This is a genomic window from Pseudoalteromonas sp. ATL1, from assembly GCF_058933015.1.
Genome location: NZ_JBZYXL010000001.1, coordinates 929,253 through 954,650, shown reverse-complemented (window position 1 = coordinate 954,650; position 25,398 = coordinate 929,253). Strand labels below are relative to the sequence as shown.

General features: G+C 42.9%; 26 protein-coding genes and 1 riboswitch. Of the genes, 3 read left to right on the top strand and 23 right to left on the bottom strand.

Annotated features, from left to right (window positions below; genetic code table 11):
• Nucleotides 1-50: 50 nt before the first annotated feature.
• The 3 genes from thiC to AC5FX4_RS04140 form a co-directional block, all read right to left on the bottom strand.
• Complete coding sequence (thiC, locus tag AC5FX4_RS04150; protein WP_493605232.1) at nucleotides 51-2,003, bottom strand: phosphomethylpyrimidine synthase ThiC; 1,953 nt, start codon at nucleotides 2,001-2,003, stop codon at nucleotides 51-53.
• A gap of 123 nt (nucleotides 2,004-2,126) precedes the next feature.
• Nucleotides 2,127-2,228: riboswitch (TPP riboswitch) on the bottom strand.
• Between the two features lie 29 nt (nucleotides 2,229-2,257).
• Nucleotides 2,258-2,656: an META domain-containing protein gene (locus AC5FX4_RS04145; protein WP_493605231.1), complete on the bottom strand. Its 399-nt coding sequence runs from the start codon at nucleotides 2,654-2,656 to the stop codon at nucleotides 2,258-2,260.
• Nucleotides 2,657-2,761: 105 nt separating this feature from the next.
• Entirely contained in the window at nucleotides 2,762-3,151 is a 390-nt protein-coding gene (locus AC5FX4_RS04140; protein WP_493605230.1) for an acyl-CoA thioesterase, read from the bottom strand.
• Nucleotides 3,152-3,276: 125 nt separating this feature from the next.
• On the opposite strand from AC5FX4_RS04140, the gene AC5FX4_RS04135 reads away from it, so the two are divergent.
• A complete protein-coding gene (locus AC5FX4_RS04135) occupies nucleotides 3,277-5,337 on the top strand; it encodes a TonB-dependent receptor (RefSeq protein ID WP_493605229.1) in 2,061 nt (686 codons plus the stop codon).
• Nucleotides 5,338-5,393: 56 nt separating this feature from the next.
• Here the strand turns inward: AC5FX4_RS04135 and speD are convergent, their stop codons facing one another.
• The 11 genes from speD to rpe all read right to left on the bottom strand — a co-directional run bounded on the left by speD (nucleotide 5,394) and on the right by rpe (nucleotide 15,621).
• The gene (speD, locus tag AC5FX4_RS04130; protein ID WP_493605228.1) at nucleotides 5,394-6,203 is read right to left on the bottom strand and encodes an adenosylmethionine decarboxylase; all 810 of its coding nucleotides are present in this window, start codon (nucleotides 6,201-6,203) and stop codon (nucleotides 5,394-5,396) included.
• 91 nt (nucleotides 6,204-6,294) lie between these two features.
• Nucleotides 6,295-6,702: an OsmC family protein gene (locus AC5FX4_RS04125; RefSeq protein ID WP_493605227.1), complete on the bottom strand. Its 408-nt coding sequence runs from the start codon at nucleotides 6,700-6,702 to the stop codon at nucleotides 6,295-6,297.
• A gap of 78 nt (nucleotides 6,703-6,780) precedes the next feature.
• A complete protein-coding gene (locus AC5FX4_RS04120; RefSeq protein WP_493605226.1) occupies nucleotides 6,781-7,116 on the bottom strand; it encodes a DUF3802 family protein in 336 nt (111 codons plus the stop codon).
• A gap of 178 nt (nucleotides 7,117-7,294) precedes the next feature.
• Nucleotides 7,295-8,767, bottom strand: a complete 1,473-nt coding sequence (astD, locus tag AC5FX4_RS04115) for a succinylglutamate-semialdehyde dehydrogenase (protein WP_493605225.1) — start codon at nucleotides 8,765-8,767, stop codon at nucleotides 7,295-7,297.
• A gap of 17 nt (nucleotides 8,768-8,784) precedes the next feature.
• Nucleotides 8,785-9,801, bottom strand: a complete 1,017-nt coding sequence (gene astA, locus AC5FX4_RS04110) for an arginine N-succinyltransferase (RefSeq protein ID WP_493605224.1) — start codon at nucleotides 9,799-9,801, stop codon at nucleotides 8,785-8,787.
• Between the two features lie 73 nt (nucleotides 9,802-9,874).
• Entirely contained in the window at nucleotides 9,875-11,086 is a 1,212-nt protein-coding gene (locus tag AC5FX4_RS04105; protein WP_493605223.1) for an aspartate aminotransferase family protein, read from the bottom strand.
• Between the two features lie 309 nt (nucleotides 11,087-11,395).
• Nucleotides 11,396-12,571, bottom strand: coding sequence for an HDOD domain-containing protein (locus tag AC5FX4_RS04100; RefSeq protein WP_493605222.1), 1,176 nt, complete (start codon nucleotides 12,569-12,571; stop codon nucleotides 11,396-11,398).
• 41 nt (nucleotides 12,572-12,612) lie between these two features.
• On the bottom strand, nucleotides 12,613-13,194 hold the full coding sequence (locus AC5FX4_RS04095; RefSeq protein ID WP_493605221.1) for an anthranilate synthase component II: 582 nt from the start codon (nucleotides 13,192-13,194) through the stop codon (nucleotides 12,613-12,615).
• Between the two features lie 54 nt (nucleotides 13,195-13,248).
• Nucleotides 13,249-14,253: a tryptophan--tRNA ligase gene (gene trpS, locus AC5FX4_RS04090; RefSeq protein WP_493605220.1), complete on the bottom strand. Its 1,005-nt coding sequence runs from the start codon at nucleotides 14,251-14,253 to the stop codon at nucleotides 13,249-13,251.
• A 22-nt stretch (nucleotides 14,254-14,275) separates the two neighbouring features.
• A complete protein-coding gene (locus AC5FX4_RS04085) occupies nucleotides 14,276-14,941 on the bottom strand; it encodes an HAD family hydrolase (RefSeq protein WP_493605219.1) in 666 nt (221 codons plus the stop codon).
• Entirely contained in the window at nucleotides 14,941-15,621 is a 681-nt protein-coding gene (rpe, locus tag AC5FX4_RS04080) for a ribulose-phosphate 3-epimerase (RefSeq protein WP_493605218.1), read from the bottom strand. The genes AC5FX4_RS04085 and rpe overlap by 1 nt, the downstream gene beginning before the upstream one ends.
• Nucleotides 15,622-15,821: 200 nt before the next feature.
• On the opposite strand from rpe, the gene AC5FX4_RS04075 reads away from it, so the two are divergent.
• Together AC5FX4_RS04075 and AC5FX4_RS04070 are read left to right on the top strand one after the other, a co-directional pair.
• Nucleotides 15,822-16,112 (top strand): hypothetical protein, encoded by a 291-nt coding sequence (locus AC5FX4_RS04075; protein WP_493605217.1) that lies wholly within the window; start codon nucleotides 15,822-15,824, stop codon nucleotides 16,110-16,112.
• 6 nt (nucleotides 16,113-16,118) lie between these two features.
• Nucleotides 16,119-16,298: a DUF2970 domain-containing protein gene (locus AC5FX4_RS04070; protein WP_493605216.1), complete on the top strand. Its 180-nt coding sequence runs from the start codon at nucleotides 16,119-16,121 to the stop codon at nucleotides 16,296-16,298.
• Here AC5FX4_RS04070 and AC5FX4_RS04065 read toward each other — a convergent pair.
• The 9 genes from AC5FX4_RS04065 to AC5FX4_RS04025 all read right to left on the bottom strand — a co-directional run bounded on the left by AC5FX4_RS04065 (nucleotide 16,279) and on the right by AC5FX4_RS04025 (nucleotide 25,338).
• Nucleotides 16,279-17,133, bottom strand: a complete 855-nt coding sequence (locus AC5FX4_RS04065) for a Dam family site-specific DNA-(adenine-N6)-methyltransferase (RefSeq protein WP_493605215.1) — start codon at nucleotides 17,131-17,133, stop codon at nucleotides 16,279-16,281. The genes AC5FX4_RS04070 and AC5FX4_RS04065 overlap by 20 nt on opposite strands.
• 52 nt (nucleotides 17,134-17,185) lie before the next feature.
• Nucleotides 17,186-18,691 carry an SPOR domain-containing protein gene (locus tag AC5FX4_RS04060; RefSeq protein ID WP_493605214.1) on the bottom strand — a complete coding sequence of 502 codons (1,506 nt, stop codon included), beginning with the start codon at nucleotides 18,689-18,691 and terminating at the stop codon, nucleotides 17,186-17,188.
• Nucleotides 18,691-19,761, bottom strand: coding sequence for a 3-dehydroquinate synthase (gene aroB / locus AC5FX4_RS04055; RefSeq protein WP_493605213.1), 1,071 nt, complete (start codon nucleotides 19,759-19,761; stop codon nucleotides 18,691-18,693). The genes AC5FX4_RS04060 and aroB overlap by 1 nt, the downstream gene beginning before the upstream one ends.
• A 26-nt stretch (nucleotides 19,762-19,787) precedes the next feature.
• Nucleotides 19,788-20,306 (bottom strand): shikimate kinase AroK, encoded by a 519-nt coding sequence (aroK, locus tag AC5FX4_RS04050; protein ID WP_476290871.1) that lies wholly within the window; start codon nucleotides 20,304-20,306, stop codon nucleotides 19,788-19,790.
• Nucleotides 20,307-20,468: 162 nt separating this feature from the next.
• Nucleotides 20,469-22,511, bottom strand: coding sequence for a type IV pilus secretin PilQ (locus AC5FX4_RS04045; protein WP_493607769.1), 2,043 nt, complete (start codon nucleotides 22,509-22,511; stop codon nucleotides 20,469-20,471).
• A gap of 19 nt (nucleotides 22,512-22,530) precedes the next feature.
• On the bottom strand, nucleotides 22,531-23,073 hold the full coding sequence (locus AC5FX4_RS04040; RefSeq protein ID WP_493605212.1) for a pilus assembly protein PilP: 543 nt from the start codon (nucleotides 23,071-23,073) through the stop codon (nucleotides 22,531-22,533).
• Nucleotides 23,070-23,675, bottom strand: a complete 606-nt coding sequence (locus AC5FX4_RS04035) for a type IV pilus inner membrane component PilO (RefSeq protein ID WP_493605211.1) — start codon at nucleotides 23,673-23,675, stop codon at nucleotides 23,070-23,072. Before AC5FX4_RS04035 ends, AC5FX4_RS04040 begins: the two co-directional genes overlap by 4 nt.
• A 23-nt stretch (nucleotides 23,676-23,698) precedes the next feature.
• Nucleotides 23,699-24,271 (bottom strand): PilN domain-containing protein, encoded by a 573-nt coding sequence (locus AC5FX4_RS04030; protein ID WP_493605210.1) that lies wholly within the window; start codon nucleotides 24,269-24,271, stop codon nucleotides 23,699-23,701.
• A complete protein-coding gene (locus AC5FX4_RS04025; RefSeq protein ID WP_493605209.1) occupies nucleotides 24,259-25,338 on the bottom strand; it encodes a pilus assembly protein PilM in 1,080 nt (359 codons plus the stop codon). The genes AC5FX4_RS04030 and AC5FX4_RS04025 overlap by 13 nt, the downstream gene beginning before the upstream one ends.
• Nucleotides 25,339-25,398: the final 60 nt, after the last annotated feature.

The following is a 25,398-nucleotide window of genomic DNA, read 5'->3' as shown; positions in this document are numbered from 1 at the left end:
TGTGCATGCATCACCGATTTCACGCGCGCATAAAGCGCCATACAGTGAAATTAAATTGCTTTGTGGTACAGCTCAGAACCTGTTTGTTTAAACTCTTCTGACTTGGCTTGCATTTGTGCTTCGATATCCACCATCTTGATTTCAATTGCATCACCAACGTTATTTGGGTCGATGCCTTTTGATTCCAGATCTTTGGCATAATCGCGTACTTCTTGAGTGATCTTCATCGAACAAAACTTCGGACCACACATAGAGCAAAAGTGAGCCACCTTGCCCGACTCTTGCGGTAGTGTTTCATCATGGTATTCACGTGCACGTTCTGGATCTAGGCCTAAGTTGAATTGGTCGTGCCAACGGAATTCAAAGCGTGCTTTTGATAAGGCGTTATCACGCACTTGTGCACCGGGGTGACCTTTCGCTAAATCTGCCGCGTGTGCCGCAATTTTGTAGGTGATCAAACCTTCTTTTACATCTTCTTTGTTAGGTAAGCCTAAGTGCTCTTTTGGCGTCACATAACACAACATAGCGCAGCCATACCAAGCGATTTGCGCAGCGCCAATACCTGAAGTGAAGTGATCATAGCCCGGTGCAATATCCGTTGTCAGTGGGCCAAGCGTATAAAATGGCGCTTCATGACAATGCTCCAGTTGCTCTTTCATATTTTGCTCAATCATGTGCATGGGCACGTGACCAGGGCCTTCAATGAACACTTGTACGTCATGCTTCCAAGCAAGCTTGGTTAACTCGCCCAGTGTGCGAAGTTCTGAAAATTGTGCTTCATCGTTGGCATCGGCGATAGAGCCTGGACGTAAACCATCCCCGAGCGAGAAACAAACGTCATATTGTTTCATGATCTCGCAGATATCTTCAAAATGCGTGTATAGGAAGTTTTCTTTATGGTGCGCTAAACACCATTTCGCCATGATAGAGCCACCACGAGACACAATACCGGTCACACGTTTAGCCGTCATCGGTACATAGCGTAACAATACACCGGCATGGATAGTGAAATAATCCACGCCCTGCTCAGCTTGCTCGATTAACGTATCGCGGAAAATCTCCCATGTAAGATCTTCAGCGACGCCATTGACTTTTTCTAGTGCTTGATAAATTGGCACGGTACCAATCGGTACTGGTGAATTACGCACTACCCACTCTCGGGTTTCGTGAATATAACGACCCGTTGATAAGTCCATCACCGTGTCCGCGCCCCAACGAGTCGACCAAACCAGTTTTTCTACTTCTTCTTCAATCGACGAGGTCACCGATGAATTACCAATGTTGGCGTTTACCTTAACTAAGAAGTTGCGACCAACAATCATCGGCTCTGATTCTGGGTGATTGATGTTATTTGGCAAAATAGCGCGACCACGTGCTATTTCATCACGCACAAACTCTGGAGTAATAAATTCTGGAATGGATGCGCCAAAAGATTGCCCTTTGTGCTGTTGCGCTAATAACTCTTCACGCAGTTTTGCACGACCCATATTCTCACGGATCGCCACATATTCCATTTCAGGTGTGACAATGCCCTGACGTGCATAGTGCATTTGCGTGACGTTTTTGCCCAACTTGGCACGACGGATTTTTGGTAAGTGCTCAAAGCGAATATGATCTAGTCCCTCATCGGCCATACGCTGTTGAGAAAACTTTGAGGTCACAGAATCAAGCCACTCGGTATCACCGCGCGCATCAATCCACTCTTTGCGTAGTTTAGGTAAACCTTCACGCACGTTCAGTTTAAAATCAGGATCGGTATAAGGGCCAGAGGTATCGTAAACACGTACAGGCTCATTCTTCTCGTAAACGGGGTTGTCTTCGGTGCCACCAACAAAACTATCAGACAGCGTGATTTCGCGCATACCGACGCGCACGCCTGCTTGATTACCCTCGACGTACACTTTATGTGAACTAGGAAAAGGTTGACCCGTAAGGTTGTAAATAAATTCAGATGCCGCCGCACGACTTTCACGACGAGAAGGTTTGCTACTATTGTTTGACATGACTTGCCTCATTGTTATTTAAGGTGTCTTGTCAGATCTCCAAAATGGAGCGAGATGAGGTTGCCCTCAGATGATCAGATTTTATGCGTGCATAAAATCTTGCAGCCAACAAACAGATGTTTGCACTACAGGCAGCTTGTTCCCTACGCAGGTTTTAACCTGATCAGGTTCACGGATCCCGCAATGAATGCGATCTCAGCCCTATGGGCACTCCGACAAGTAACGAATTGACAACGAGTGTACTGAAGAAGTGATCAGCCTGCAACTTGAAAACGCAATTCAGGCTGACCTTTAAAAATAAGTACGCCATCGACCATCATGACTGGTACGCCTTTTTCCAACATTTTTAGCAATGTTTGTTCCGTCGTATTGGTGTTGCTATCGCATAGTTTGCGTGTCATGCCTAACTGGCTGACCTGCAACCGACTTTGTGACAAAAGGCCTTGGCCAAAAAAGCGATTACATCCCGCATTGCCTGCTACCTGCATTGCTTCAATAAATTCGATGGATATCGGGCTATTCTTAATGGCTTTACCCGCCATATGCGTTAATTGCCATTGGGTGAATTTAAGGTGTGTTTCGTCTACTTTCCCTGTGGATGCACAACCAAATAACAGCGCACTCAACGCGCATGATTGTATAAATGCTTTCATGGTAAATCGATAACTTCTAAGTTAGTGTAATTATACACACTTAATCTATTTTTACGGAAAAAAGTGCCTTTTTAACGACAAAAAACGCAATTTTTAGCGCTTTGCTCACACAAAAAGCCTTTCAATTTCCTTACATAGGAACGGACGACCTCGCTCGTTGACCGACGTCCCTGTTACGATGGCATCTAACATCAACTTATCATCTGATTTTCGGATCACTCTTTGCACAAAAGCGAACTTAATTTTAGAGGCTCTTTGTACCTCTACTTCCACATAAAACTCGTCACTCGGTTTTAGCGAGTCTTTAAAGTTCATCTCACTGCGGATCACCACTAGATTAATTTTTTGCTCTGCCAGTGCTGCAAAATCAATCCGTTCAGATAATAGGAACTCATGACGCGCATGTTCAAGATAATTAAAGTAAACGCCATTATTGACGATCCCTTGCAAATCACACTCATAATCACGCACTTTAAAGTCCACACGAAATACCACACTGACTCCTTAAAATTTTACTTAGAAAAAATGTGGCGACGTTATAACACATTTATACGTAATTTAGGTTTTAACCCACTGCCCATTTGTTAAAATATCCGCAACTCAATGAACAGCAAAGAACTATGACCGCAAAATACTCTCTAATTAGCGCTACAATTATCGCACTTTTATCATCTGCTGCCGTCGCAGAAGAAACGCCGATGGAAACCATCGAAGTCACAGGTGATTTTAAGCGCGAAAGCCTACAGACGCTAAGTGCTAGCGCCACTATTATGGGTGATGACTTGATCACCACTCGAGGTGCAAACTATTTAGACCAAATATTAAATAGTGCAGCCAATGTTAACTTTACAGCGGGCGCATCTCGTGGTCGTTTTGTGCAAATTCGCGGTGTTGGCCTGCGCTCTCAGTTTGTTGATCCCATTCATCCAAGTGTTGGCATGTTGGTTGATAACATCGATTATTCTGGCCTTGGTGGCAGTGCGCTGTTATTTGATACAGAGCAGGTTGCCGTTTACCGAGGTCCACAAGGTACACGGTTTGGTGCCGATGCAATGGCAGGCATGGTCGATATACAAACTCGTTCAGCAACAGCGGAGCCTTCATTCAACCTGAAACTAGGCATTGGCAATTATGGCAGCCATGAAGCGGGCTTAGCGGGTGGCACGGGGGTCACTGACAGTAGTGCGATCCGTGCAAGTTACTATCAACAAAAATCGGATGGCTATACCGAAAACCAATACCTAGGTGATAAAACACAGAGCCAGGATGAGCAAGTTGCACGTATCAAATTTCACACCCGTTGGAATGATGCGCTAAGCACTCAAATAGTAGCGCACCACATAGATATCGATAACGGCTACGACGGTTTCTCACTCAATAACGACAGAAAAAGCAGCGCTGACGAACCGGGGCAAGATAACCAAAAAACCAACGCGATTGCGCTTAGTACGAACTACACCGGGGCCGATTTATTCGACTTAACTATTTTAGTTAGCCAACTCAACGGCAATACCCTATATAGCTATGATGAAGATTGGACTTGTAACGATTCGACCAAACCAAGCGTGTGTGCAGCGGGCCTTCATCCATATGGATATAGTTCAACCGATAGCTACCTACGGGAGCATGACAGAGGCACCTTAGAGCTTACGTTTTCGGACAAAGCACAAAATTGGGTAACAGGTATATCGGCCAAACGTAAACAAGTACAGCTCGCTCGAAAGCAAGAGTTCACCTCAAACTATGATGTAAGCCACATTGCTTTATTTGGTCAGAAGATCACGCCTCTGTCGGAAAAAACCGAGCTTATTACAGGATTGCGCGCAGAACATTACAACACCGACTATTTTGACTCCAATGCCATCACAGGTGACACCGATGACTGGATGTGGGGTGCCAAGGTGGCGCTTGAGTACCAAGTTGTGCCGAGAACTATGATTTACACCAGCCTTACCCGTGGCTATAAAATAGGAGGCATTAATGGTCAGGCCCTAGCTCAAGCCAAAGATGAAGGTATAAACATCACGGCAAATAATGAAAGTTTTGCGCCTGAATATATGTGGAATGCGGAGTTTGGCGTTAAAGGTAGTTCTGAAGATAACCGCCACACGGTTCGCATCAGCGCTTTTTACATGCACAGAGATGATATGCAACTGAAGCGTTCCTTTGAGATCCAAAAGAAATTTATTGAATACATTGATAACGCGACAGAAGGACGTAATTACGGATTAGAGATTGAAGGTAATTTACAATATACCGACAGTCTTAGTTTTAGTTACAGTCTCGGTTACCTTGACAGCAAAGTAGAGGGTGATTTTGCTGATATTAATCTTGATGGCAGAGAGCAAGCACAGGCACCAAAATATCAGTATGCTTTGTCACTCGCATATGCTCTAACCGATAACCTGATCGCACAAATGTCGGTAGAAGGTAAAGATGATTATTATCACTCGATCAATCACGAAGCAAAAGCCAACAGCAGCAATTTACTCAATGCCAGTGTGAGCTATCAAAGGAGTAATTGGTCACTTACCGCATGGGGACGTAACTTAGCCGATACAGATACACAAGTACGAGGCTTTAGCTTCCCGAATAATCCGCTCAATAACTACGAGACCGAGACCTATGTACAATATGGAGAGCCTCATTTAGTAGGCTTAACATTTAAATATGAAATTTAGGTTTTAATAGATATAAAAAAAGCGCTCAATGAGCGCTTTTTTTATATAATTATATATCAATCTACTTCAGGAAGATTACGTCCGTAGAACACTTCTTGGATCTCACGATCTAAGCGCGCACGGATCTCCGTCTCTTCTTCTTCACTCAAGTCATCCGTTGTGATACCAAACAGGTAAGTGTTTAAATCTGTTTCTTTGAGCATCATCTTAGTGTGGAACAAGTTTTCTTGATACACGTTTACATCCAACATCTGATACGCTTCTTTAGTATCTTCTGTCATGTAGTTTTGGATAGAGTGAATAGCGTGATCGATATAGTGTTTAACACCCGTCACATCACGAGTAAAACCACGAACACGGTAATCAATGGTTACCACATCTGATTCCAATGAATGGATCAAGAAGTTTAGCGCCTTAAGTGGTGAAATAACGCCACATGTAGAAACCTCAATATCCGCACGGAAGGTACAAATACCATCATTCGGGTGTGCTTCAGGATAAGTATGTACACAAATGTGACTCTTATCCAAATGCGCGACAACAGACTCAGGCAAAGGTCCCGGTGTTTCATTGCTATCAAATGTCTGTTGTTCAACAGGCTCTTCTGATACCAAAATAGTTACACTTGCCCCTTGCGGCTCGTAATCTTGACGCGCAATGTTTAATACGTTTGCACCAATAATATCAACGACGTCTTTAAGAATATCGGTTAAACGGTCAGCACTGTACTGTTCGTCAATATACTCTAAATATTCTTTACGTTGTTGCTCTGTTTTGGCGTAACAAATATCGTATATGCTAAAGCTTAAACTCTTAGTTAAGTTGTTAAAGCCATGGAGTTTAATTTTATCAAAGGGCTTGTTCACAATAGACCAACCTTCAAACTGTAAATCTGCTTAGCAGAACCAAAAGTTCGCGGATTTTATACGAAAATCACGCTATGAAAAAGCGTTATTTTTACTCGCTTTCAACAACCTCGTGGCTATGAGTAATTTCCACTGTTTTATCAAGCATTAACGCAACCGAACAATACTTCTCTGCGGATAACTGAACCGCTCTTGCTAAATGTTTTTCAGATACACTGCGACCAGTCACAACAAAGTGCAAATTAATCTTTTTAAATACTTTCGGCGCCGACTCTGCTCGCTCGCTCGTTAGTTTCACTTCAACATTGTCAAAATCTTGTTTCGCTTTTTTTAATATGCTTACAACATCAACAGATGAACAACATCCTGCTGACATTAAGACCATTTCCATAGGAGATGGCGCAGCACCTTCTGCACCCGCGTCAAATACAACATTGTGACCCGATTCAGAACGTCCTAAAAAGGTATCACCTTCAACCCACTTCACACTCGCTTGCATAATATCCCCAATATAAAAGCAATAACACCGCCAAAAAGGCGGTGCTTATTCTTATTTATTCTACTTACAGTAAATATTTTAAACGGCTGAGTCGAACATGTTTTTGACTAGCCCTGCAAATTCTTCGAGAAACTCTCTTTGCTCCACCGTTACACGCTGTTCAGTCACGCTAGAGAGCACTTCTTGGAGGTCGTAAACAATGCCATCAACTTCACGTACAATCAAGCTACGTTGCTCTGTGGTTAATTCTGTATGCTGTTCACAGATGCGTATGACATTCTCTGCAATCACATCCTCAATGAGCTCCATGACCTTAGGAGCGCCGGGTTTGATTTCACCGGGTTTCTCAAACAAGGCTAAATTTTGCGTCAGATACATGACTAATTCGTCATAACCTTGTTTATCTAAAACCATCTCTACATCACCTAAGATTTTACTGTCATCTGTTATAGATTTAAGCAGAAACTGACGCCTAATGCTACTTTTGTAGATCAGTGAAAATTAAAAAAAGCAGCCTAAGCTGCTTTTTTTAATAGCAAAGTATTAGCATTCTATCGAAACTCATTAATGCCAATAATATTATGCTATTCACTTAATCGATGTTTAAGCCTGGGCTTAAAGTCCCCGGTAGAGTGACTTTATCAAGCTCAACAGACGCCACTGGATAAGCACAGTAATCAGCAGCGTAGTATGCACTCGCTCTGTGGTTACCTGATGCGCCAATACCACCAAATGGCGCAGCACTTGATGCACCGGTGATTGGTCTATTCCAGTTAACGATACCGGCACGAATACGACGAAGGAAGTGATCGTAATCCGCTTCGCTATCACCTAGCAGTCCAGCCGACAGGCCAAAACTCGTGTCATTGGCTTTTTCAATCGCCGCATCAAAGTCGCTATAACGGAACACCTTGAGTAGCGGACCAAAATGTTCTTCATCTGGGAAGTCAGTCACATTGGTACATTCAATGATACCAGGTGTTACAAAACCCGTATTAGGTGTATGTGTCAGCTCAAGCAGTGACTCTGCACCAAGAGCTTGCAATTGCGCTTGTGCTTTAACCATGCCCGCCGCCGCCGCTTCTGAGATCATAGAACCCATAAATGGCTGTTCTGCGTCGTCAAAGTTGCCTATTTTGATAGCTTTAGTTGCACGAAGTAAGTGCTCAAGAATCGCATCACCTTGTGCGCCCGTAGGTAAAAATAGTTTACGTGCGCAAGTACAACGTTGGCCACTTGAGATAAATGCTGATTGAATGATGTCGTGCACAACCGCTTTCGTGTCTGATGCATCTTTAACAATCAGCGGGTTATTACCGCCCATTTCAAGCGCTAAAATTTTACCTGGTTGGCCAGCATACTGCTCATGTAATAAGTGACCAGTACGTGAAGAACCAGTGAAGAACAAGCCATCAATACCTTTGTGTGACGCTAACGCTTTACCTGTTTCAACTTCACCTTGCACTAGGTTAATAACACCAGCAGGTAAACCTGCTTGCTGCCAATACTTCAAAGTCAGCTCAGCAACATAAGGCGTTAGCTCTGAAGGCTTGAAGATAACCGTATTACCCGCCAGTAAAGCAGGTACAATGTGACCATTTGGTAAGTGACCAGGGAAGTTGTAAGGGCCAAACACAGCCACTACACCGTGTGCTTTATGACGAATAACCGCACGACCAACAGGCATTGGGTTTTCCACAGTACCTGTTCTTTCTTGATACGCTTTTTCAGAAATGGCGATTTTACCAACCATAGCACCCGCTTCTGTGCGTGTTTCCCATAGTGGCTTACCTGTTTCTTTCGCAATCGCAATCGCCAGCTCTTCGCTGTTTTCTTGTAAAACCTCCGCAAAACGCTTAACGATGTCTAAACGCGCAGAGAAATCTAAATCACTCCAAGTGTAGAATGCCTGACGCGCAGCTTTTACAGCGTCATCAACTTGCTCAGCCGTTGCTGAGTTTGCTTGCCAAATCACTTCATTATTTGCTGGATTCACAGAGCTAAATGCACTGCCTAGACCTGCTTTCCATTCACCATTAATTAGTTGGGCAGGATGTGTTGTCATAATAATTACCTACAAATTTAAAGAGTTGCGATGCTGACCGTATCACCGTCAACAATATTTAATGCCTTCGCTACTTCCGCTGGAATAAGCACTTCTTCACTCTCTGGAGCAATATGAAGTTCTGCTACAGTAGCGCGATATCCAGCTAGTTTATCATTGGCTACCATAACAGGGGAACCACCCTTATTTGGGCCAATGCGTACTTGCTTGTTTTGCACTGAGCGTACGGTGCGAATATTGTCTACTTTTGCTTCAACGGTAGGACCTGCGTCAAAGATGTCAACATAGCCATTAAAAGTAAACCCTTCGCTTTTTAGCAACTCAATTGCAGGGCGCGTATTGTTATGCACCTCACCAATGACAGCTTGCGCATCTTTACTTAGTAAATTCACATAGATTGGGTACTTAGGCATTAATTCTGCAATGAATACCTTTTGGCCAATGCCAGTCAAATAATCAGCTGTTGGGAAATCCATTGAGAAAAAGTGTTCTTCCAACCACTGCCAAAATGGGCTTTTACCATTTTCATCGGATACGCCTCGCATTTCTGCGATGACCGTATCGGCAAAGCGATGCTGATGTTGCTTGATAAACATGAAGCGAGACTTAGACAAGAGCTTGCCATTGAGGCCTTTGCGATAGCCATCTTTCAAAAACAGCGTACATAGCTCAGTTGCTCCGGTGTAGTCGTTACACAGCGTTAATATATCAACGGCTTTATAGACATTTAAAGTACGAGATGAATGAATGACCTTACTCAAATGGTAATGATAAAACGCATCATCTAAACCCACGGCAGCTTCAATCGCACTGGTACCGACGACTTCTCCGGTATCCGTGTCTTCAAGTACAAACAAATATCCCTCATCAAATGGAATATCAGTTTCTTTTTGAAAAGACTCTTCAGAGCGCGCAATTTTACTATGTAAAAGCTCTTCATTTACAGGCAATGAAGTAAAGCCATGACCTGACTCATGGGCTATGTTTAAAAGCGCTGGATAATCGCTTTTTTGGATTGGGCGAAGGATCATCATGAGCCCGCTTACTCCTCAAGTTATAACACTAAACGGTAGATTAGGGCTACGAAACAAACGCAGCCCACCAAGACTAGGCGTTACTTGCGACGACACTCGCAACCGCTTTTTCGAAACGCGCCATACCTTCACGAATATCCGCTTCAGGGATCACCAATGAAGGAGTGAAACGTACTACGTCAGCGCCTGCCACTAAAGACATAACACCCTCTTTAATGCCAGCAACTAAGAAATCTTTTGCACGGCCTTTGTATTGCTCAGCAACAACACCACCTAATAATAGGCCTTTGCCTCGTACTTCGCTAAATACTTGGTATTTATCGTTGATAGCCGTCAATAACTCGCGGAACAACGCTTCTTTCGCTTTGACGCCATCAAGTACTTCAGGCGTATTCACTGTATCAAACGCCGCTTCTGCGACAGCACATGCTAGCGGGTTACCGCCATAGGTAGAACCATGTGTACCTACTTTAAGGTGCTTAGCGATCTCATTTGTCGTGATCATGGCACCAATCGGAAAACCACCACCTAATGCTTTTGCGGTGGTTAAGATATCAGGTGTGACACCTAAACCTTGGTAAGCATACAGTTCACCTGTACGACCTACACCCGTTTGTACTTCGTCAAAAATAAGCAGCGCATTGTGTTTAGTACATAACTCGCGAACACCTTTGACAAAGTCAGCATCCGGAGAAACAATACCACCTTCCCCTTGAAGAGGTTCCATCATTACCGCACAGGTAGTGTCTGAAATTAATGCTTCGAATGCAGCTAAATCGTTGTAATCACAGTGAACGATATCACCCGGCTTAGGACCAAAGCCATCTGAATATGCAGCTTGGCCACCGACCGTAACGGTAAAGAAAGTGCGACCATGGAAGCCTTTATTGAAAGAGATAATCTGTGATTTTTGCTCACCGAAATTATCCAGAGCAAAACGACGTGCTAACTTTAGTGCCGCTTCGTTTGCTTCAGCGCCTGAGTTGGCAAAATACACTTTGTCAGCAAAAGTGGCATCAACCAACTTTTTAGCTAAACGTAATGCTGGTTCATTTGTCATTACATTAGACAGGTGCCAAATTTTCTCACCTTGCTCTTTTAATGCAGATACTAACGCAGGGTGACAATGACCTAAGCAGTTTACGGCAATACCACCGGCGAAATCGATATACTCTCGACCTTCTTGATCCCAAACGCGTGACCCTTCACCTTTTACAGGGATAACTGCTGATGGCGCATAGTTAGGCACCATAACATCATCGAATAATTCACGATTAATAGTCATTTTAACTCCTCATTTTGTTGAGTACTGCACCGCTAGTAGTGGTTATTTCACATTCAATTATTACGCATTTTGCAGTAAAAATTGCTATTTGGCGCAAATTTCATTCACCCATTATTTCAGAAAAAATGCTTAAAGTCTCATAGAAAACTTTCATAGAGCCCTTGATATTCAAGGGATTGAGATAATTTTTCAGCACCAGTGAATAACTATTTGCACAAATTTAGATGAGATAGCAAGCGCGTAAGCTTTTTAGACTCGTTTGCTAAAAAGCGTACTGAATGAATAGTCGTAAAAAAAATTGTATAAATATTATGAAATCGTCAATTGCATGCCATGGAATGTACAAGTTGAGAGCACTTTTTGTTCAGCTGGTGTCAACCCTAAGTATGTAAACCAGGTGTCCACTTCATCTTCCTCAATAAAGTGATTGTCCTTCAACATCAGGTACAATGCATAGCCGTGCGCCTTTTTCAGTATCGAAGTTAAAGGCAAAGGATCCGATAACTTTTTATCTGTGTTTGGTAAATAAATAGCCGCAAATTCTTCCATTGGTGCAGCAAAAGGTAAATAACGAAATGCCATTTTCTCTATCAATTGGTGTGTGACACTCGCCGAATGTTCAAGCAATAGGTTGCGTAAAAATAGCGGATCGGGTCCCAACTCAAGTAGCGCTGTATGCAAATCTTTATGGCCTTTATCCCGCGCTTTAATCACTCGGTCTTGCCATACACTTTCAAACGTACGCAAATATAACCGCGTTAACGCCGCTTTACCCACATCCAGCATCATACCCAGTGTATATGCGTGCTGCTCTTTGACACCATTTATCGTTGCTAATTCTTTTGCGGCAACAGCGGTAGACATGCTTAACTCGCGCAATTTGCGTTTCATTAATGGAAATGGGTCAGTTGAATGAGGTAACCAATGGCGCATTGCGTAAGTTGGTAATACCCACTGTAAATTTTCCAGACCCAAATAACGCAATGCTAAGGCTGGTGTATCGACCTTGACTGACATCCCAGTGGAACTTTTCTTGCGATACTGCGGCATGTTAACTAAAGAAACCAGCTCTCGCCCTAGCCACGATAGGTCATTAACTAAAGGCTCTAAACGACCAACTGATGCAGAGCGCACAGCCAACAAGTCAAAAATCGCAGGAACACCGTCTTCAATCCCCATCACTTCATAGTACAAACAATCAATATCATCTCGTTGTTTGCTTATAGATTCTTCAATGGCAGCATGAATATGGGCACTGGCTTTGGCTATGTATTTATGATGGCTTGTACTACTCTCTTTGCGCTTGGCCGCGGCTGCAATTTCCACTTCCAACATGGTACGCTGTGGTACTTTTGCACCTAAATCCATTTCGAGCGTATGTATGTAACCGAGTTGCTGCTGAGCGAAGCTATGGCTAATCAATAAGTCGTGTGCGCGTTCCGTCAATGCTTGCGCCATCCTTAAATGCTTGTTGTCTTCACTCATAGGATATTAGTCAGCCCGAAATTATTCATATAGTTACAAGATTAGAAGCGACGAATAAAGTTATCAAGTAGGCTCAAGCCATGTTCCGTCAAAATTGCTTCTGGATGAAATTGCACACCTTCAAGTGCTAAGTCATTATGGCACAGGCCCATTATCTCATCCACTTCGCCTGCTACATTTTGTGTCCACGCAGTCACTTGCAAGCCATTTGGTAACGTTGCTTTATCTACAACTAATGAGTGATATCGGCAGACCGTAAGAGGATCAGGTAAACCCGTAAATACTCCTTGATTGCTATGTCTAATCGAAGATGTTTTGCCATGCATGACAACATTGGCTCTGATAACCTTCGCACCTAACGCTTGGGCAATCGATTGGTGGCCTAAGCAAATACCCAAAATTGGGATCTTGCCTTTAAACTGCTCTATCGCAGCTAACGATATGCCTGCTTCATTAGGCGTGCACGGACCGGGAGACACTACAATGTATTTTGGATTCAAAGACCGAATGTCAGACAAACTCAACGCATCATTGCGCTTTACTAGCACTTCTTGATCTAAACGTTGGAAATACTGCACTAAGTTATAAGTAAATGAATCATAGTTATCGATCATTAATAACATAGAAATTTCCATAAAAAAGCCAGGCGAGCGCCTGGCCATTATCAAACTCTCATTTTATGGGCGCGGGATAAAACCCACTGCATCATAGACTGCTTTTAATGTTTTCTCGGCTCTCGCCCCCGCTTTTTCTGCACCACTTTTCATGATTTGATCAAGCAATGTTTGATCTTCACGGATCGCCTTAAAGCGTTCTTGAATCGGTTCAATCATAGCGACTACCGCATCAGCGGTGTCTTTTTTAAGGTGACCATACATTTTATCTTCGTATTCTGGCACTAAGTCTTCAATTGAACGTTTTGTTGCAACAGATAACAATGTCAATAAGTTAGATACACCAGGCTTTTCAGTACGATCAAAATAAATGCGCGCTTGTTCGTCTGAATCAGTCACCGCTTTTTTAAGCTTTTTCTCGATTTTCTTCGGTTCATCAAGCAGCATAATATACGCATTTGGATTATCGTCCGACTTAGACATTTTTTTCAGTGGATCTTGTAAGCTCATTACGCGCGCGCCCAATTCTGGGATACACGGTTCTGGTACCTTAAATACCTCACCATAAAGATTGTTAAAGCGCGTTGCGATATCACGCGTTAACTCAAGATGCTGCTTTTGATCTTCCCCAACTGGTACATGGTCAGCTTGGTACAATAAGATATCTGCCGCTTGCAACACAGGGTATGCAAACAAGCCTACATTCACGTTATTCGCATGCTTTGCTGATTTATCCTTGAACTGGGTCATACGGTTAAGTTCACCCATCTGCGCATAACAGTTTAATACCCAACCTAACTGAGCGTGCTCTGGCACTTGTGATTGTACGAATAAGGCTGCTTTTTCAGGGTTGATACCACATGCAGCATATAATGCGACACCATCTAAAACACGTTGGCGTAACATTTCTGGCTCTTGACGAACCGTGATCGCATGCAAGTCAACAAGCATAAAGAAACTTTCATGATCTTCTTGTAAGTTAAGCCACTGGTTAATGGCACCTACGTAATTGCCTATTGTCATACCACCGGTTGGCTGAATGCCACTTAACACTACTGGTTTAGTCATGATGTTCCTTTATAAAATTCTATTATCGCTGAGTTAAAATGGGGATTATATCCAAGAACCCGTCACATAGGTACTGTGGATTAAGATCTTGTAGGTTGACCCCTTGATTGTAACCATAGGTCATGGCAACGACATCCATACCGGCATTCTGCGCAGCTTCAATATCGCTTTTAGAGTCTCCAACCATGATCACATCGCTAGGTGTCAATGCTAACTGTGAACAGGCTTTAAGCAAAGGTTCTGGCGATGGTTTTTTCTGGCCATCATCTCCGCATATGATCACATCAAAGTGTGAGCTCAAATGTAGTTTATCAAGCAAGTTCAAAGTAAAAACACGGTCTTTATTGGTGATCAGCGCTTTTTTAAAACCAGATAAAGCCGCTAAGCCAGTTTCGACATGTGGATAAAGCGCCACATAGTCACCTACAAGCTCTGCATAATGACCTTTGAAGGTACAAATAGCAAGGTCAATTAATGTCTCTGGTAGTTCAGGGTTGAGCGTCATTGAGCCACTTAACCCGCGCTTAACCAGCATGTCGATACCATTACCAACCCAACCAGACACTTGGGCATAACTCACAATAGGAAATGCCACTTCGGTCAAAGTCAAATTAAGCGCGATATACATGTCTTGTGCGCTGTCGGCCAATGTGCCGTCTAAATCAAATAAAACGCCTTGATAACGCATTAACCAACCTGCTCTAACTGCTTACGCATTTCTGAGATCACAGCCTGATAGTCAGGTTGATTAAAAATCGCAGACCCCGCAACAAACATGTCAGCACCGGCTTGAGCAACTTGTGCGATGTTATCGGCTTTAATACCACCATCCACTTCTAAGCGAATATCCCTACCGCTCGCATCAATCAGTGCACGTACTTGGCGCAATTTATCTAATGTTTGAGGAATAAAACTCTGCCCACCAAAACCTGGGTTCACAGACATTAATAATATGACATCCAACTTATTCATCACGTAATCTAGGTAATGTAATGGCGTTGCGGGATTAAACACCAATCCTGCCTGACAGCCATGCTCTTTTATCAAGCCAATGGTGCGATCTATATGTTCACTCGCTTCTGGGTGGAAGGTGATGATAGTCGCCCCCGCTTCTGCAAATTGTGGGATCAAAGAGTCAACCGGTTTAACCATCAAATGTACATCTATTGGCGCTGTAATGCCGTAATCGCGCAAGGCCTTACATACCATCGGACCAAATGTTAAGTTAGGTACATAATGGTTATCCATTACATCAAAGTGCACAACATCTGCCCCCGCTTTAAGAACTTTTTCTACGTCCTCCCCCAAACGAGCTAAATCTGCGGATAAGATAGATGGTGCGATAAGATATTTTGAAGATACTGACACGGTAAAACCTCTTTAATTCCTCGGTATTCTGCTCGTTACTTTACCCTATTTTGTAGTATCCACCCAGAATAATAACCACTTAGCAGACCGCCCCTCGTATTTCCCCAAAATACAGCTTGAAAAGCTGCTATTTTTTAGTTTGTTTAATGAACAACTATTGTGTATTATTTGAGAATTGCAGGAAGTTGGAGAACTTACTTATGTTGGGTCAACTAAAAACACGGATGCTAGTGCTGGGCACCATAGTGGTGCTATCAGGTGGAGTCTCTTCGCAAGACAAAAGCGTTATCGCACTTGCGGGATATAACATGTGTACATGTCAAACAGCACAACAAAGCAACACTCAAGTTTGTAAACAACAGGCTCACGTCAACTGGTATTCTTGGTTAATGGGTGAAAGCAGTAGCGCACAGTTCCACTACCTCGACTTACTAGAGCTGCTATTAGGCTCAGATGATGACGAGCAAGTCAGCTTTACTCCTAGGTTTTAATTCCTAATGCGCTTTATTGCGGTGGTTCAGAGTGTACTTGCTGCACTCTTCGGCGTACAAAGTGAACAAAAATACCAAGATGATTTTAACAAACCGTCTGCGCTCCCTTATGTTGTTGTCGGGGTAGTCTTGGTGACTTTGTTTGTGATCCTACTCAGCGTTTTTGTTAATCAAATCGCTTCTTAAACTTTTCACCCGTATACAGCGCCATCAACTCGTTTACCTTGTTACGACCATTACCTTTAGGGCTTATTGTGCGCTTCACTTGGATCACATCCAATTTGGCTTGACTATATATTTTGCGCGTCCAGACCGTGTCATGATTTGAAATCAGTACGGGGGTTTGTCGTGAAAATGCCGCCGTCTCAGCCAAATTCGCCAAGTTGGCCTGATCATCTAAATCAAAACCACCTTTAGCATAAGAGGTGAATGACGCTGTTTTGCTCAACGGCACATAGGGAGGATCGCAATATACGACCGCATTTTGTGGTAAACGCTTAAAAACATCCGCATAACTTTGACAAGTAAACGTCGCGCGCTGCGCCTTACAGGCGAAAGCATAGAGCTCTTTTTCTGGAAAGTACGGGCGCTTGTACTTACCAAATGGCACGTTAAATATGCCTTTTAGGTTATATCTACATAAGCCGTTATAACCATGACGATTCATATATAGAAATAGGATCGCCCGCTCGTAAATATCGACACTTTCATTAAACTGCAAACGATAGGCGTAGTAGGCGTCGGGATGATTGTTAAGTTCAACAAATAGCTTTTTAGCATCGCTGACAAACTCGTCAGGCTGACGCTTCAATTCATTGTATAAATTAATCAAATCCGCATTAATATCATTTAAATGATAATGTTTAAAATCTGTATTCAAAAACACAGATCCCGCACCAACAAACGGCTCAACCAATGTATCAGCTTCTTGGCTTGCTAACTGTAAACGCCGAGCGATATCTTCAACCAAACTGTATTTTCCACCAGCCCATTTGAGGAAGGCCCGAGTCTTTTGTTGCATGCTGATTCTAGTTATGAAAAATGTGGAGCGATCTTACACTAAAAGTCGATAATTACCGAGTAGGTAAGCTTATTTCCTGTTTAATTTTGTCAACTTTCTTAAAAAACGGTTGACCATTCAACACTGCTTGCGGCAATTTTGATCGCGCAGCTTGCGCTGCTTCCAAAGTCGCGTAGGGTCCTTGAACAACTATCCACCAATCACTACCAAAACGCACCGCTCGATAAACTTTTACGTCTTTTAAATTGTATTCGTTAACAAACTCTCGGGCCACAGTAAGCTCCTTCACCGCAGAGAGTTGTACAGCCCACTCATCGTCTCCATAGGTCATCAGCAAAGGACCATCATCGACCTCTGAATTTGCTTCATTTGGAGTCTTTCCAGGGCTGTGTGTCTGTGATTGTGCTGCAACAGAACTTTGCTGTTTAGGCGTCTGAGTTTGTTCAACAGCAGGCGGCTGTTGTTCATTTTTTACTACTGTGATTGAGGGTTTGACTGACATCGGCTGCTCGTTTATTGATGAGTCAGCCTCACTGTTTACTATCTCTGATTGACTCGTCTCATCAGGTGCCGTTACGACCAGCTCATATGATTCATTCGGTTTATTCACAGCTAAAGCAGAGACTATTGCAGCAACATCCTGAGATGCTTGCTCTGGCTCAGTCGCTGTGTGTGATTTAGGCTTTTGTATTTTTTCAACCGCCTGTGATGGTCGCTCACTTATATCTTGCTCACTAGGAGTTTGCGGCTGCTCATCGATTGAGTTTTCAGTCACTACTAGCTCGCTTGGCAATACCGTGTTTGTTTGTTGTTCACTTTGCAATTGAGGCAGAAGCGATACGAGCTCTTTTTGATAAATAAAAGCCACCATCAACATCGCTAATAGCACTGTAAATAAAACAAGATGCCATGATGTTTTTTTCTCGTTGGGCTTCGAAGTCCTTAAATCGACTTGCTGCTCAGGCTGCCATTGCAATAAGAGTGCAGGATTGCCGGCACAAGAATGCAAGAACGTTTGAAAAATAGGATCTTCATCCATCGGGAGCTGTTTGAAGAACATCGCCATCAAACGCTTAGACTCAACTAACGATAAGGGTTCAATGTGAATATCTAAAGCGTCAGGTAAAATGTTTGGCGCTTGCGCTGTCAGCAAAATATATAACGTATCAGGGCTTTTTCTAGCTAACAACTGAAGTTCCGCTATCATTTCATCTGATAAGTGTCGTGCCCCATCTAAAACCCACAAACAAGGCCCACAGGCTTGCTCTCGATATAATTGGAAAAAGTTTTGACTTAATGACTGCGTCGCGTCGATTAAAGGACCTGTAAAACTGTTTTGCAGTAGCTGTGTCATTAAATCAACATCTTTGGTGGATGCAGATAAATGAATAAAAGCCTTATTGAACTCAGGATATTTGTCGGTAATAAACGACTCTGCGAGATAACTTTTGCCAAGCCCAGATGAGCCAACTAAACAAATTAAATTTTGCCCATACTCGAACTGCAAGGCAACACGATCAACTAACGCTGAACGACTCGGCAATATTCGCGACTGCATTAGCGCCCTATCAGTGATCTCACCGTGTCATCAGACACATCATCGACTAAAGCACATTCACCAAGAGATGTTGGAACAATGAAACGAATGCGGCCTTGTTTGTTCTTCTTGTCTTTGCGCATATGATGTAAAAACTGCTCTGAAGTCATATCTACTGGTACCTCGGTTGGCAAACTGTAGTTTGCTATCAATGCAGTAATTCTAGCAACTTCTGCGCCAGATAACGCATTTCTTAGCTGAGCAAGCTTAACAGCCAACACCATACCTGCAGCAACGGCTTCACCGTGAAGCCAGTTTCCATAACCCATTTGCGCTTCAATTGCATGACCAAATGTATGCCCTAAATTAAGCAATGCTCTTAATCCTGCTTCTGTTTCATCTTGGGCGACTATCAGCGCCTTAATTTCACAGCAGCGATGAATAACACGAGTTAAAATAGCTTGATCTAGTTGCTGTAAAGCCGCTTGATGTGTTTCGAGGTAGCTTAAAAATTCCGCATCGTAAATAAGACCATACTTGATCACTTCAGCCATGCCCGCAGCGAATTCTCTCTCAGGCAAAGTCGACAGACTATCCGTATCAATAAATACCGCTTTAGGCTGATAGAAGGCACCTATCATATTTTTGCCCAAAGGATGATTTACTGCGGTTTTACCGCCCACGGATGAGTCAACTTGTGATAACAGTGTTGTGGGAATTTGAATAAACGGTACGCCGCGTTGATAACAAGCAGCAACAAAACCGGTCAGATCACCAATCACGCCACCACCTAAAGCGATTAAACAAGTGTCTCTGCCACAGTTATTTTCTAACAAAAAGGCATTTACTTTTTCAAACGACTCAAGATTCTTAAATTGCTCGCCATCTTGTAGTAAAAAGTGCAATGGTTCCAGCGCTTTTAACGCGTCAATTAAACGCTCTAAGAATAGCGGTGCAATAGTGTGATTGGAAATAATGACAGGACGGCAATTACCAATATGCTTAGCAAGCCGTCCAGCATCTGCTAGAAGATTTTGACCTATATAGATGGGGTAGCTGCGTTCGTTTAAATCCACATTCAACTCAAGCATCCATCCCTCCTAGGTGATCAAAATAATTAAAAATCTAGCTTTTCTATGATTTGATTTGCGACAACTTTCGCGCTTTGTTCATCTGTGCGCACAACAAAGTCTGCAACTTCTTTATACAGAGGTTCACGCTCCTCTGCCAAACGCTCTAGCACGTCACGTGGCGCTTCTTCTGTTTGTAACAGAGGACGACGCTTATCACGTTGTGTACGAGCAACTTGCTTTTCAATTGGCGTTTCTAAATAAACAACGATACCACGCGCAGATAACTTATTGCGTACTTCTTTGCTTAATACTGAACCACCACCGGTAGCTAAAACTATACCTTGCATTTCTGTGAGATCTGAAATTACGCCTTCTTCGCGCAAACGGAACCCTTCCTCACCCTCGAGATCGAACACCCACGCAATATCTGCGCCAGTACGGCGTTCAATTTCTTGATCCGAGTCGAAAAATTCAAGGTGTAATTGATCAGCTAGGTGACGACCAATTGTGCTCTTACCAGCCCCCATAGGGCCAACTAGAAATATATTACGTTTTTCAGCCATATCTTTTTAGTACTAACGAACTCTAAAATTTGAAATAAAACCCCGCCTAACGACCTGGCCCCAAAATTAAGGAGGGGATTATCTCAATATTCTGTGAACGATTTCAAGTCAAATAGTATAAAAAGCAACTAAGGCACGCAAATTCGTTCAACTATTTACCAATTACTGACTATCCAGCATGATCTTAGGGGTCACGAATATCAGTAATTCTTTCTTTTCATTTATTTCACGGGTATTTCTAAACATCGCACCCAAGTATGGGATATCTCCCAACAGAGGGATTTTACTCACAGCACTGGTTATTTCTTGCTGATAAATCCCCCCGAGTACCACTGTTTGACCATTATCAACCAACACTTGCGTTTGAATTTGTTGCGTATTGATTGCAACTGCAGGACCATTCGGTGTTTGTACATTATCACCACGGGTATCTTGTGTGATAACTAAATCCAAAATAATCTTGTTATCCGGCGTAATTTGCGGTGTCACTTCCAAGCTCAATACCGCTTTTTTGAAACTGACTGACGTTGCACCACTAGAAGCCGCTTCAACATACGGAATTTCCGTACCTTGCTCTATTCTTGCTTTCTTTTGGTTTGCAGTGGTAATACTGGGTGTTGCAATAATCTCACCCTTGTTCTCTTGCTCTAATGCCGACAATTCCAGATCAATTAGGGTGCCATCAGCAAGTTTTGCGATATGCATACCAATTGTGCCCGCCGAAGTGCCTGATACAGGTAGATTGACATTGAGTCGGTTCGCTAAATCAGGGATCGCACCATTAGATAATTGTTCTGCACCCGCTAAATTACCAGAGATAGCATCCGAACCTTGTTGATCACTGAAACCCCAACGAACACCTAGGTCTTCTTGCACATTATCTTTCACTGTTACCATGCGTGACTCAATACGCACTTGCTTTACTGGCACATCCAACGTTTCAACCATACGGCGAATACTTTCGATACTACGTGCACTATCTTTAATGAGCAAAGTGTTGGTACGTTTATCTACCGACACACTACCTCGCTCGCTCACAATACTGTTAATGTCCGTTTTAAGTAAATCGGCAAATTCCTCTGCTTTAGCATAATTCAATTGGATATACTCGCTGTATAACGGCTCCAATTCTTCTACTTGTTTACGTGCTTGCAACTCTTTTGCTTCACGAGCAGCCAACTCTTCTGATGGTGCAACCATTAAGATTGAGCCATCCATACGTTTGTCGAGACCTTTTATCCTAAGTACCACGTCAAGCGCTTGATCCCAAGGAACACCATCCAAACGCAAGGTAATATTACCCGATACCGAATCGCTGGTCACAAGGTTAAAATTGTTTGTATCCGCAATGATCTGTAACACTGAACGTACCGGGATATCTTGGAAGTTCAGGGTAATTGGTTGACCTTGATAATTTTTACTGAGTCCAAAACTACGTTCTTCGTCATCTTTTTCAACTGTTAACGTAAAAATATTCCCTAGCTGCTGATAGGTATATTTAAATGCCGTATTTGGCTCAATAACAATACGACTTTTACCATTTTCACGAAAAGTTTCCACACTGCTGACCACTGTACCAAAATCAAGTACATCTAATTCATAAAGTAGATCATCTGGAATACTGATATGGTGAAAGTCTGCATAAATTTTTCCACCACGCTCTTGTACATCAATTGCCGCTTGCGCATTATCGAGAAAAGCCAACACCTTAGCTTCCCCCTTCTCTCCGCGACGAAAATCAATAGACTGAATTTGATTCATTTTCCCTTTGAGCGCTTCAGTCACATCACTGGGCTCACTACCAAGGGGGTTATTAGAGACTTCCAGATAAGCAATGTTGTTTTTCACATAGGTCTTGTACAGTTTCAACTGTTCCATGTTCACCGTAACGATCAACCCCTCATCGTTTAATTGGCTTTCAATGCTGGTGATCCCAGCCTTATTGACCACTAACGAACGCAGACTTTCTTCGAACTCAACGCCAGGGAAAAATAGCTCAAAACGTGCCGGTTCATTCAGCGCCTTCACTTCAGGAGAAATACTCAACTGCTCATCAAACACGAGTTCCAATTGAGTTTCCCCCTCTGGTACTGGGTTATAACGAACGTCATAGAGCATTGGCACAGCGCATGCCCAGTTTGAAGCCAAAGCCAAAATACCGCCTACTATAAATTTAACGCTGAATTTGCTCCTTAAGAGAGCCATATCTACACTACCTTTTTTGTTATTCACTCACCACGCTCCCATCTTCTTCACGGATCTCCACTCGGGACAAACGCTCTTTCCAGCAACCGCTGCCATCCGGGATGAGCTCTAAAAGTTCAACATATCCTGGCTGCACACTGATCACTTCACCGTGATACAAGCCCATATATTGACCTCGTTTAATTTTATACAAACCTTGATCTGATGCTTTAATTAGCGCCCAAGTGACATCCTTGGTTGCGATGGTCCCTTTCATCGATAATGTGTCTATTGGATATTTTTCCAAAGGGTCGCGATCTCTATCAGGATCTGGGTGCAAGCAATTTTGCACTTGGATCATTTTACTTTCGATAACCTCTGGCTCTGGTGCAACAAATGGACTGCGCAAATTTTGTGCTGTGTACTCAAAATGGCTGAACTCTCGCATGTGTGGTATTGGCTCAACTTGTGGTGTCGCACTCGCCTGAATTTGATCGATAAACTCTTTTTGTTCAGCCGTATTGTCATTGCAACCGCTCAGCGCAAAAAGTAAAACGAGCGAACTTATTAGGCGCCTGCTCATGGTGCATCACCTTGCTCGTAACGATAAGTTTTTGCAACCACGCTAAAAATAAGTTTACTACTACCGGAGTTTTCAATTCTAAAATCGTGCAAACTAACTATACGCGGTAGTTGCGCTACTTTACTGACAAATTCTCCAAACTCATGATAGGTACCGATCACCTCCAGCTTGATGGGTAGTTCGGTGTAAAACTCTTTTTTATTTTCCGATAGCCAACCAATTTTTAAAAAGGTTAACCCGCTGGATGTCCCAACATAAGTTAAATCATCCAACAGCCCTGGCGTTTCATTTGAGGTGGGCAATCGACGTAGCAATTGAGCAAACTGATCTTCCATGTCTTTCATTTGCTGACGATACAGATCTAAGTTATTGGCTCGTGCATACTTGATGCGATAGCTGTTTCGCAGCGATGCTTCTTGTTGCACTTCTTGTTCATATCGTTCTATGGAGGTGGAAACTAGCAAACTGTAGCCAACAGCAAAGGTCACGATCACCACCAGCGTACAACACATTACTTTGACAACAAATGGCCACTCGCCGATATTGTCTAGCTCAATTTCGTTCCAATCGATGTTTTGTAAAGATTTTAAATCAAAATCCACGCGCTATCTCATCAATACAAAAATTAGTTACCACGCTCAGCCACCTCTATCTCTCTAAATGGCTTCACATAAAAGTGCATTGTAAAATCACTCAACAATCTTGAATTTTGTTCTCCAGTCACAATGCCTTGAATCGATGGCTTTTCGAGTAGGTAAGAGCCCTCAACCGCTCTAAGCATCTGTGATAATCGATTGTTTGATTCACTGCGACCCACCACTTTAATTAAGTTTTCTTTTCTTTCTAAACTAGTGAGGTAAACACCTGCGGGCACCACACGAACGACTTCATCGATAATTTGTGTTCCCAAGTTTCGATTACTTTGTAATTCTTCAATTAAGTTGATACGACGTTGCAAGCTGTCTTTTTGCTGACTTAAATCGTTGATCTCTACAATTCTTGAATCGAGTTTAACCACTTCAGCGCGAAGGTAATCATTCTTAATGCGCTGGCCCTCGGTTAAGCTGTCGTAAAAAGATCCAATCAGGTACAAAAGTATCAACACAGCACCAATGTTAACTGCAATGATGGTAAGAAACTTCTTTTGCGATTCCTGCCGTTTTTGCTCACGCCAAGGGAGCAAATTTATATGTGGCATGATGAGAAGCTCCTTAATGCCAACCCTGTTGCAACCACAAATTGGGGCTTGTGACGCTCTAATACATTACGATCTACTTTTGGTGCAATTTCCATATCGGCAAAAGGATCAGCAACTATAGTATGAATACCCAACTCTTCTATCAACAGCCTATCAAGCCCTTCAACCAGCGCTGTTCCCCCTGTTAATACAATATAGTCCACTTGTTCCTTGCCGCTACTAGTCATAAACATTTGTACCGCGCGTCTTACTTGCTGTAGGAGCGTCGTTTGAAATGGTGCTAACACTTCAAAAATATAATTGGGTGGTAAATCTCCGGTAGTCTTGGCGATTTCAGCTTCGTCAAATGATTTGTTGTAATAGGCAACAATGCTGTTGGTATATTGTTCACCACCAAACACTTGGTCACGCGTATAAATCGTTTTCCCTGACAACACGACACTGACTAGGCTTACCACTGCTCCCACATCAATAACAGCAACTATTTTATCAAACGCATCCGCTGGTAATTGCCCGTATAAAACCGTTAAGGCTCGGCTCAATGCATAGTTTTCCACATCAACGACTTTGGCTTGTAAACCGCCTTCTTCCAATGCACCTACTCGCGCTTCCACACTTTCAGTACGCGCGGCCGATAGCAGCACATTCATTTTTGATGGGTCCGCTTCATTAACAGAAATTTTTTCAAAGTCGATACTCACTTCATCGAGTGAATAAGGGATCAAGCTATCCGCTTCTATAGCAATTTGAGATTCCAATTCAGCATCGGTTAATGCGACGTCCATAAAGATGACTTTGGTGATAACCGTTTGCCCAGATACTGCGACTGCCGCATACTGAGTGAGCCTTGGTAAGCGCTTTTTTATTTTTCCAATAACGCGACCTATTGCTTCAATATCTTGGATTGCACGCTCAGTAATTGCGCCTTTAGGAATAGGTTCAATAGCAACAGCTTCAACGCGATATCCGGCTGATGATTGTGACAACAAAACGGCCTTGGCACAGTGAGATCCAATATCTATACCAATCATCATCGGAGCTTGCTTCTGGAAAAAGTGACTGAGCATGCGTTTGGTCTTTATCCTTTGTTTTAACTTTTAATAAGTTATAATTATAACGCGAAAATT

Excerpts from the sequence above, each read along its gene's own strand:
- AC5FX4_RS04085 (WP_493605219.1), bottom strand. The coding sequence starts at position 14,941 with ATGCGTTATCAAGGCGTTTTATTTGATTTAGACGGCACATTGGCCGAC.
- AC5FX4_RS04045 (WP_493607769.1), bottom strand. The coding sequence starts at position 22,511 with ATGGCTCTCTTAAGGAGCAAATTCAGCGTTAAATTTATAGTAGGCGGT.
- AC5FX4_RS04095 (WP_493605221.1), bottom strand. The coding sequence starts at position 13,194 with ATGTTATTAATGATCGATAACTATGATTCATTTACTTATAACTTAGTG.
- AC5FX4_RS04025 (WP_493605209.1), bottom strand. The coding sequence starts at position 25,338 with ATGCTCAGTCACTTTTTCCAGAAGCAAGCTCCGATGATGATTGGTATA.
- AC5FX4_RS04065 (WP_493605215.1), bottom strand. The coding sequence starts at position 17,133 with ATGCAACAAAAGACTCGGGCCTTCCTCAAATGGGCTGGTGGAAAATAC.
- trpS (WP_493605220.1), bottom strand. The coding sequence starts at position 14,253 with ATGACTAAACCAGTAGTGTTAAGTGGCATTCAGCCAACCGGTGGTATG.
- AC5FX4_RS04135 (WP_493605229.1), top strand. The coding sequence starts at position 3,277 with ATGACCGCAAAATACTCTCTAATTAGCGCTACAATTATCGCACTTTTA.
- AC5FX4_RS04105 (WP_493605223.1), bottom strand. The coding sequence starts at position 11,086 with ATGACTATTAATCGTGAATTATTCGATGATGTTATGGTGCCTAACTAT.
- AC5FX4_RS04030 (WP_493605210.1), bottom strand. The coding sequence starts at position 24,271 with ATGCCACATATAAATTTGCTCCCTTGGCGTGAGCAAAAACGGCAGGAA.
- aroK (WP_476290871.1), bottom strand. The coding sequence starts at position 20,306 with ATGGCTGAAAAACGTAATATATTTCTAGTTGGCCCTATGGGGGCTGGT.
- astA (WP_493605224.1), bottom strand. The coding sequence starts at position 9,801 with ATGATGATCCTTCGCCCAATCCAAAAAAGCGATTATCCAGCGCTTTTA.
- thiC (WP_493605232.1), bottom strand. The coding sequence starts at position 2,003 with ATGTCAAACAATAGTAGCAAACCTTCTCGTCGTGAAAGTCGTGCGGCG.
- AC5FX4_RS04075 (WP_493605217.1), top strand. The coding sequence starts at position 15,822 with ATGTTGGGTCAACTAAAAACACGGATGCTAGTGCTGGGCACCATAGTG.
- AC5FX4_RS04125 (WP_493605227.1), bottom strand. The coding sequence starts at position 6,702 with ATGCAAGCGAGTGTGAAGTGGGTTGAAGGTGATACCTTTTTAGGACGT.
- AC5FX4_RS04070 (WP_493605216.1), top strand. The coding sequence starts at position 16,119 with ATGCGCTTTATTGCGGTGGTTCAGAGTGTACTTGCTGCACTCTTCGGC.
- AC5FX4_RS04040 (WP_493605212.1), bottom strand. The coding sequence starts at position 23,073 with ATGAGCAGGCGCCTAATAAGTTCGCTCGTTTTACTTTTTGCGCTGAGC.
- AC5FX4_RS04120 (WP_493605226.1), bottom strand. The coding sequence starts at position 7,116 with ATGGTTTTAGATAAACAAGGTTATGACGAATTAGTCATGTATCTGACG.
- AC5FX4_RS04145 (WP_493605231.1), bottom strand. The coding sequence starts at position 2,656 with ATGAAAGCATTTATACAATCATGCGCGTTGAGTGCGCTGTTATTTGGT.
- AC5FX4_RS04060 (WP_493605214.1), bottom strand. The coding sequence starts at position 18,691 with ATGCAGTCGCGAATATTGCCGAGTCGTTCAGCGTTAGTTGATCGTGTT.
- AC5FX4_RS04100 (WP_493605222.1), bottom strand. The coding sequence starts at position 12,571 with ATGAGTGAAGACAACAAGCATTTAAGGATGGCGCAAGCATTGACGGAA.
- astD (WP_493605225.1), bottom strand. The coding sequence starts at position 8,767 with ATGACAACACATCCTGCCCAACTAATTAATGGTGAATGGAAAGCAGGT.
- aroB (WP_493605213.1), bottom strand. The coding sequence starts at position 19,761 with ATGCTTGAGTTGAATGTGGATTTAAACGAACGCAGCTACCCCATCTAT.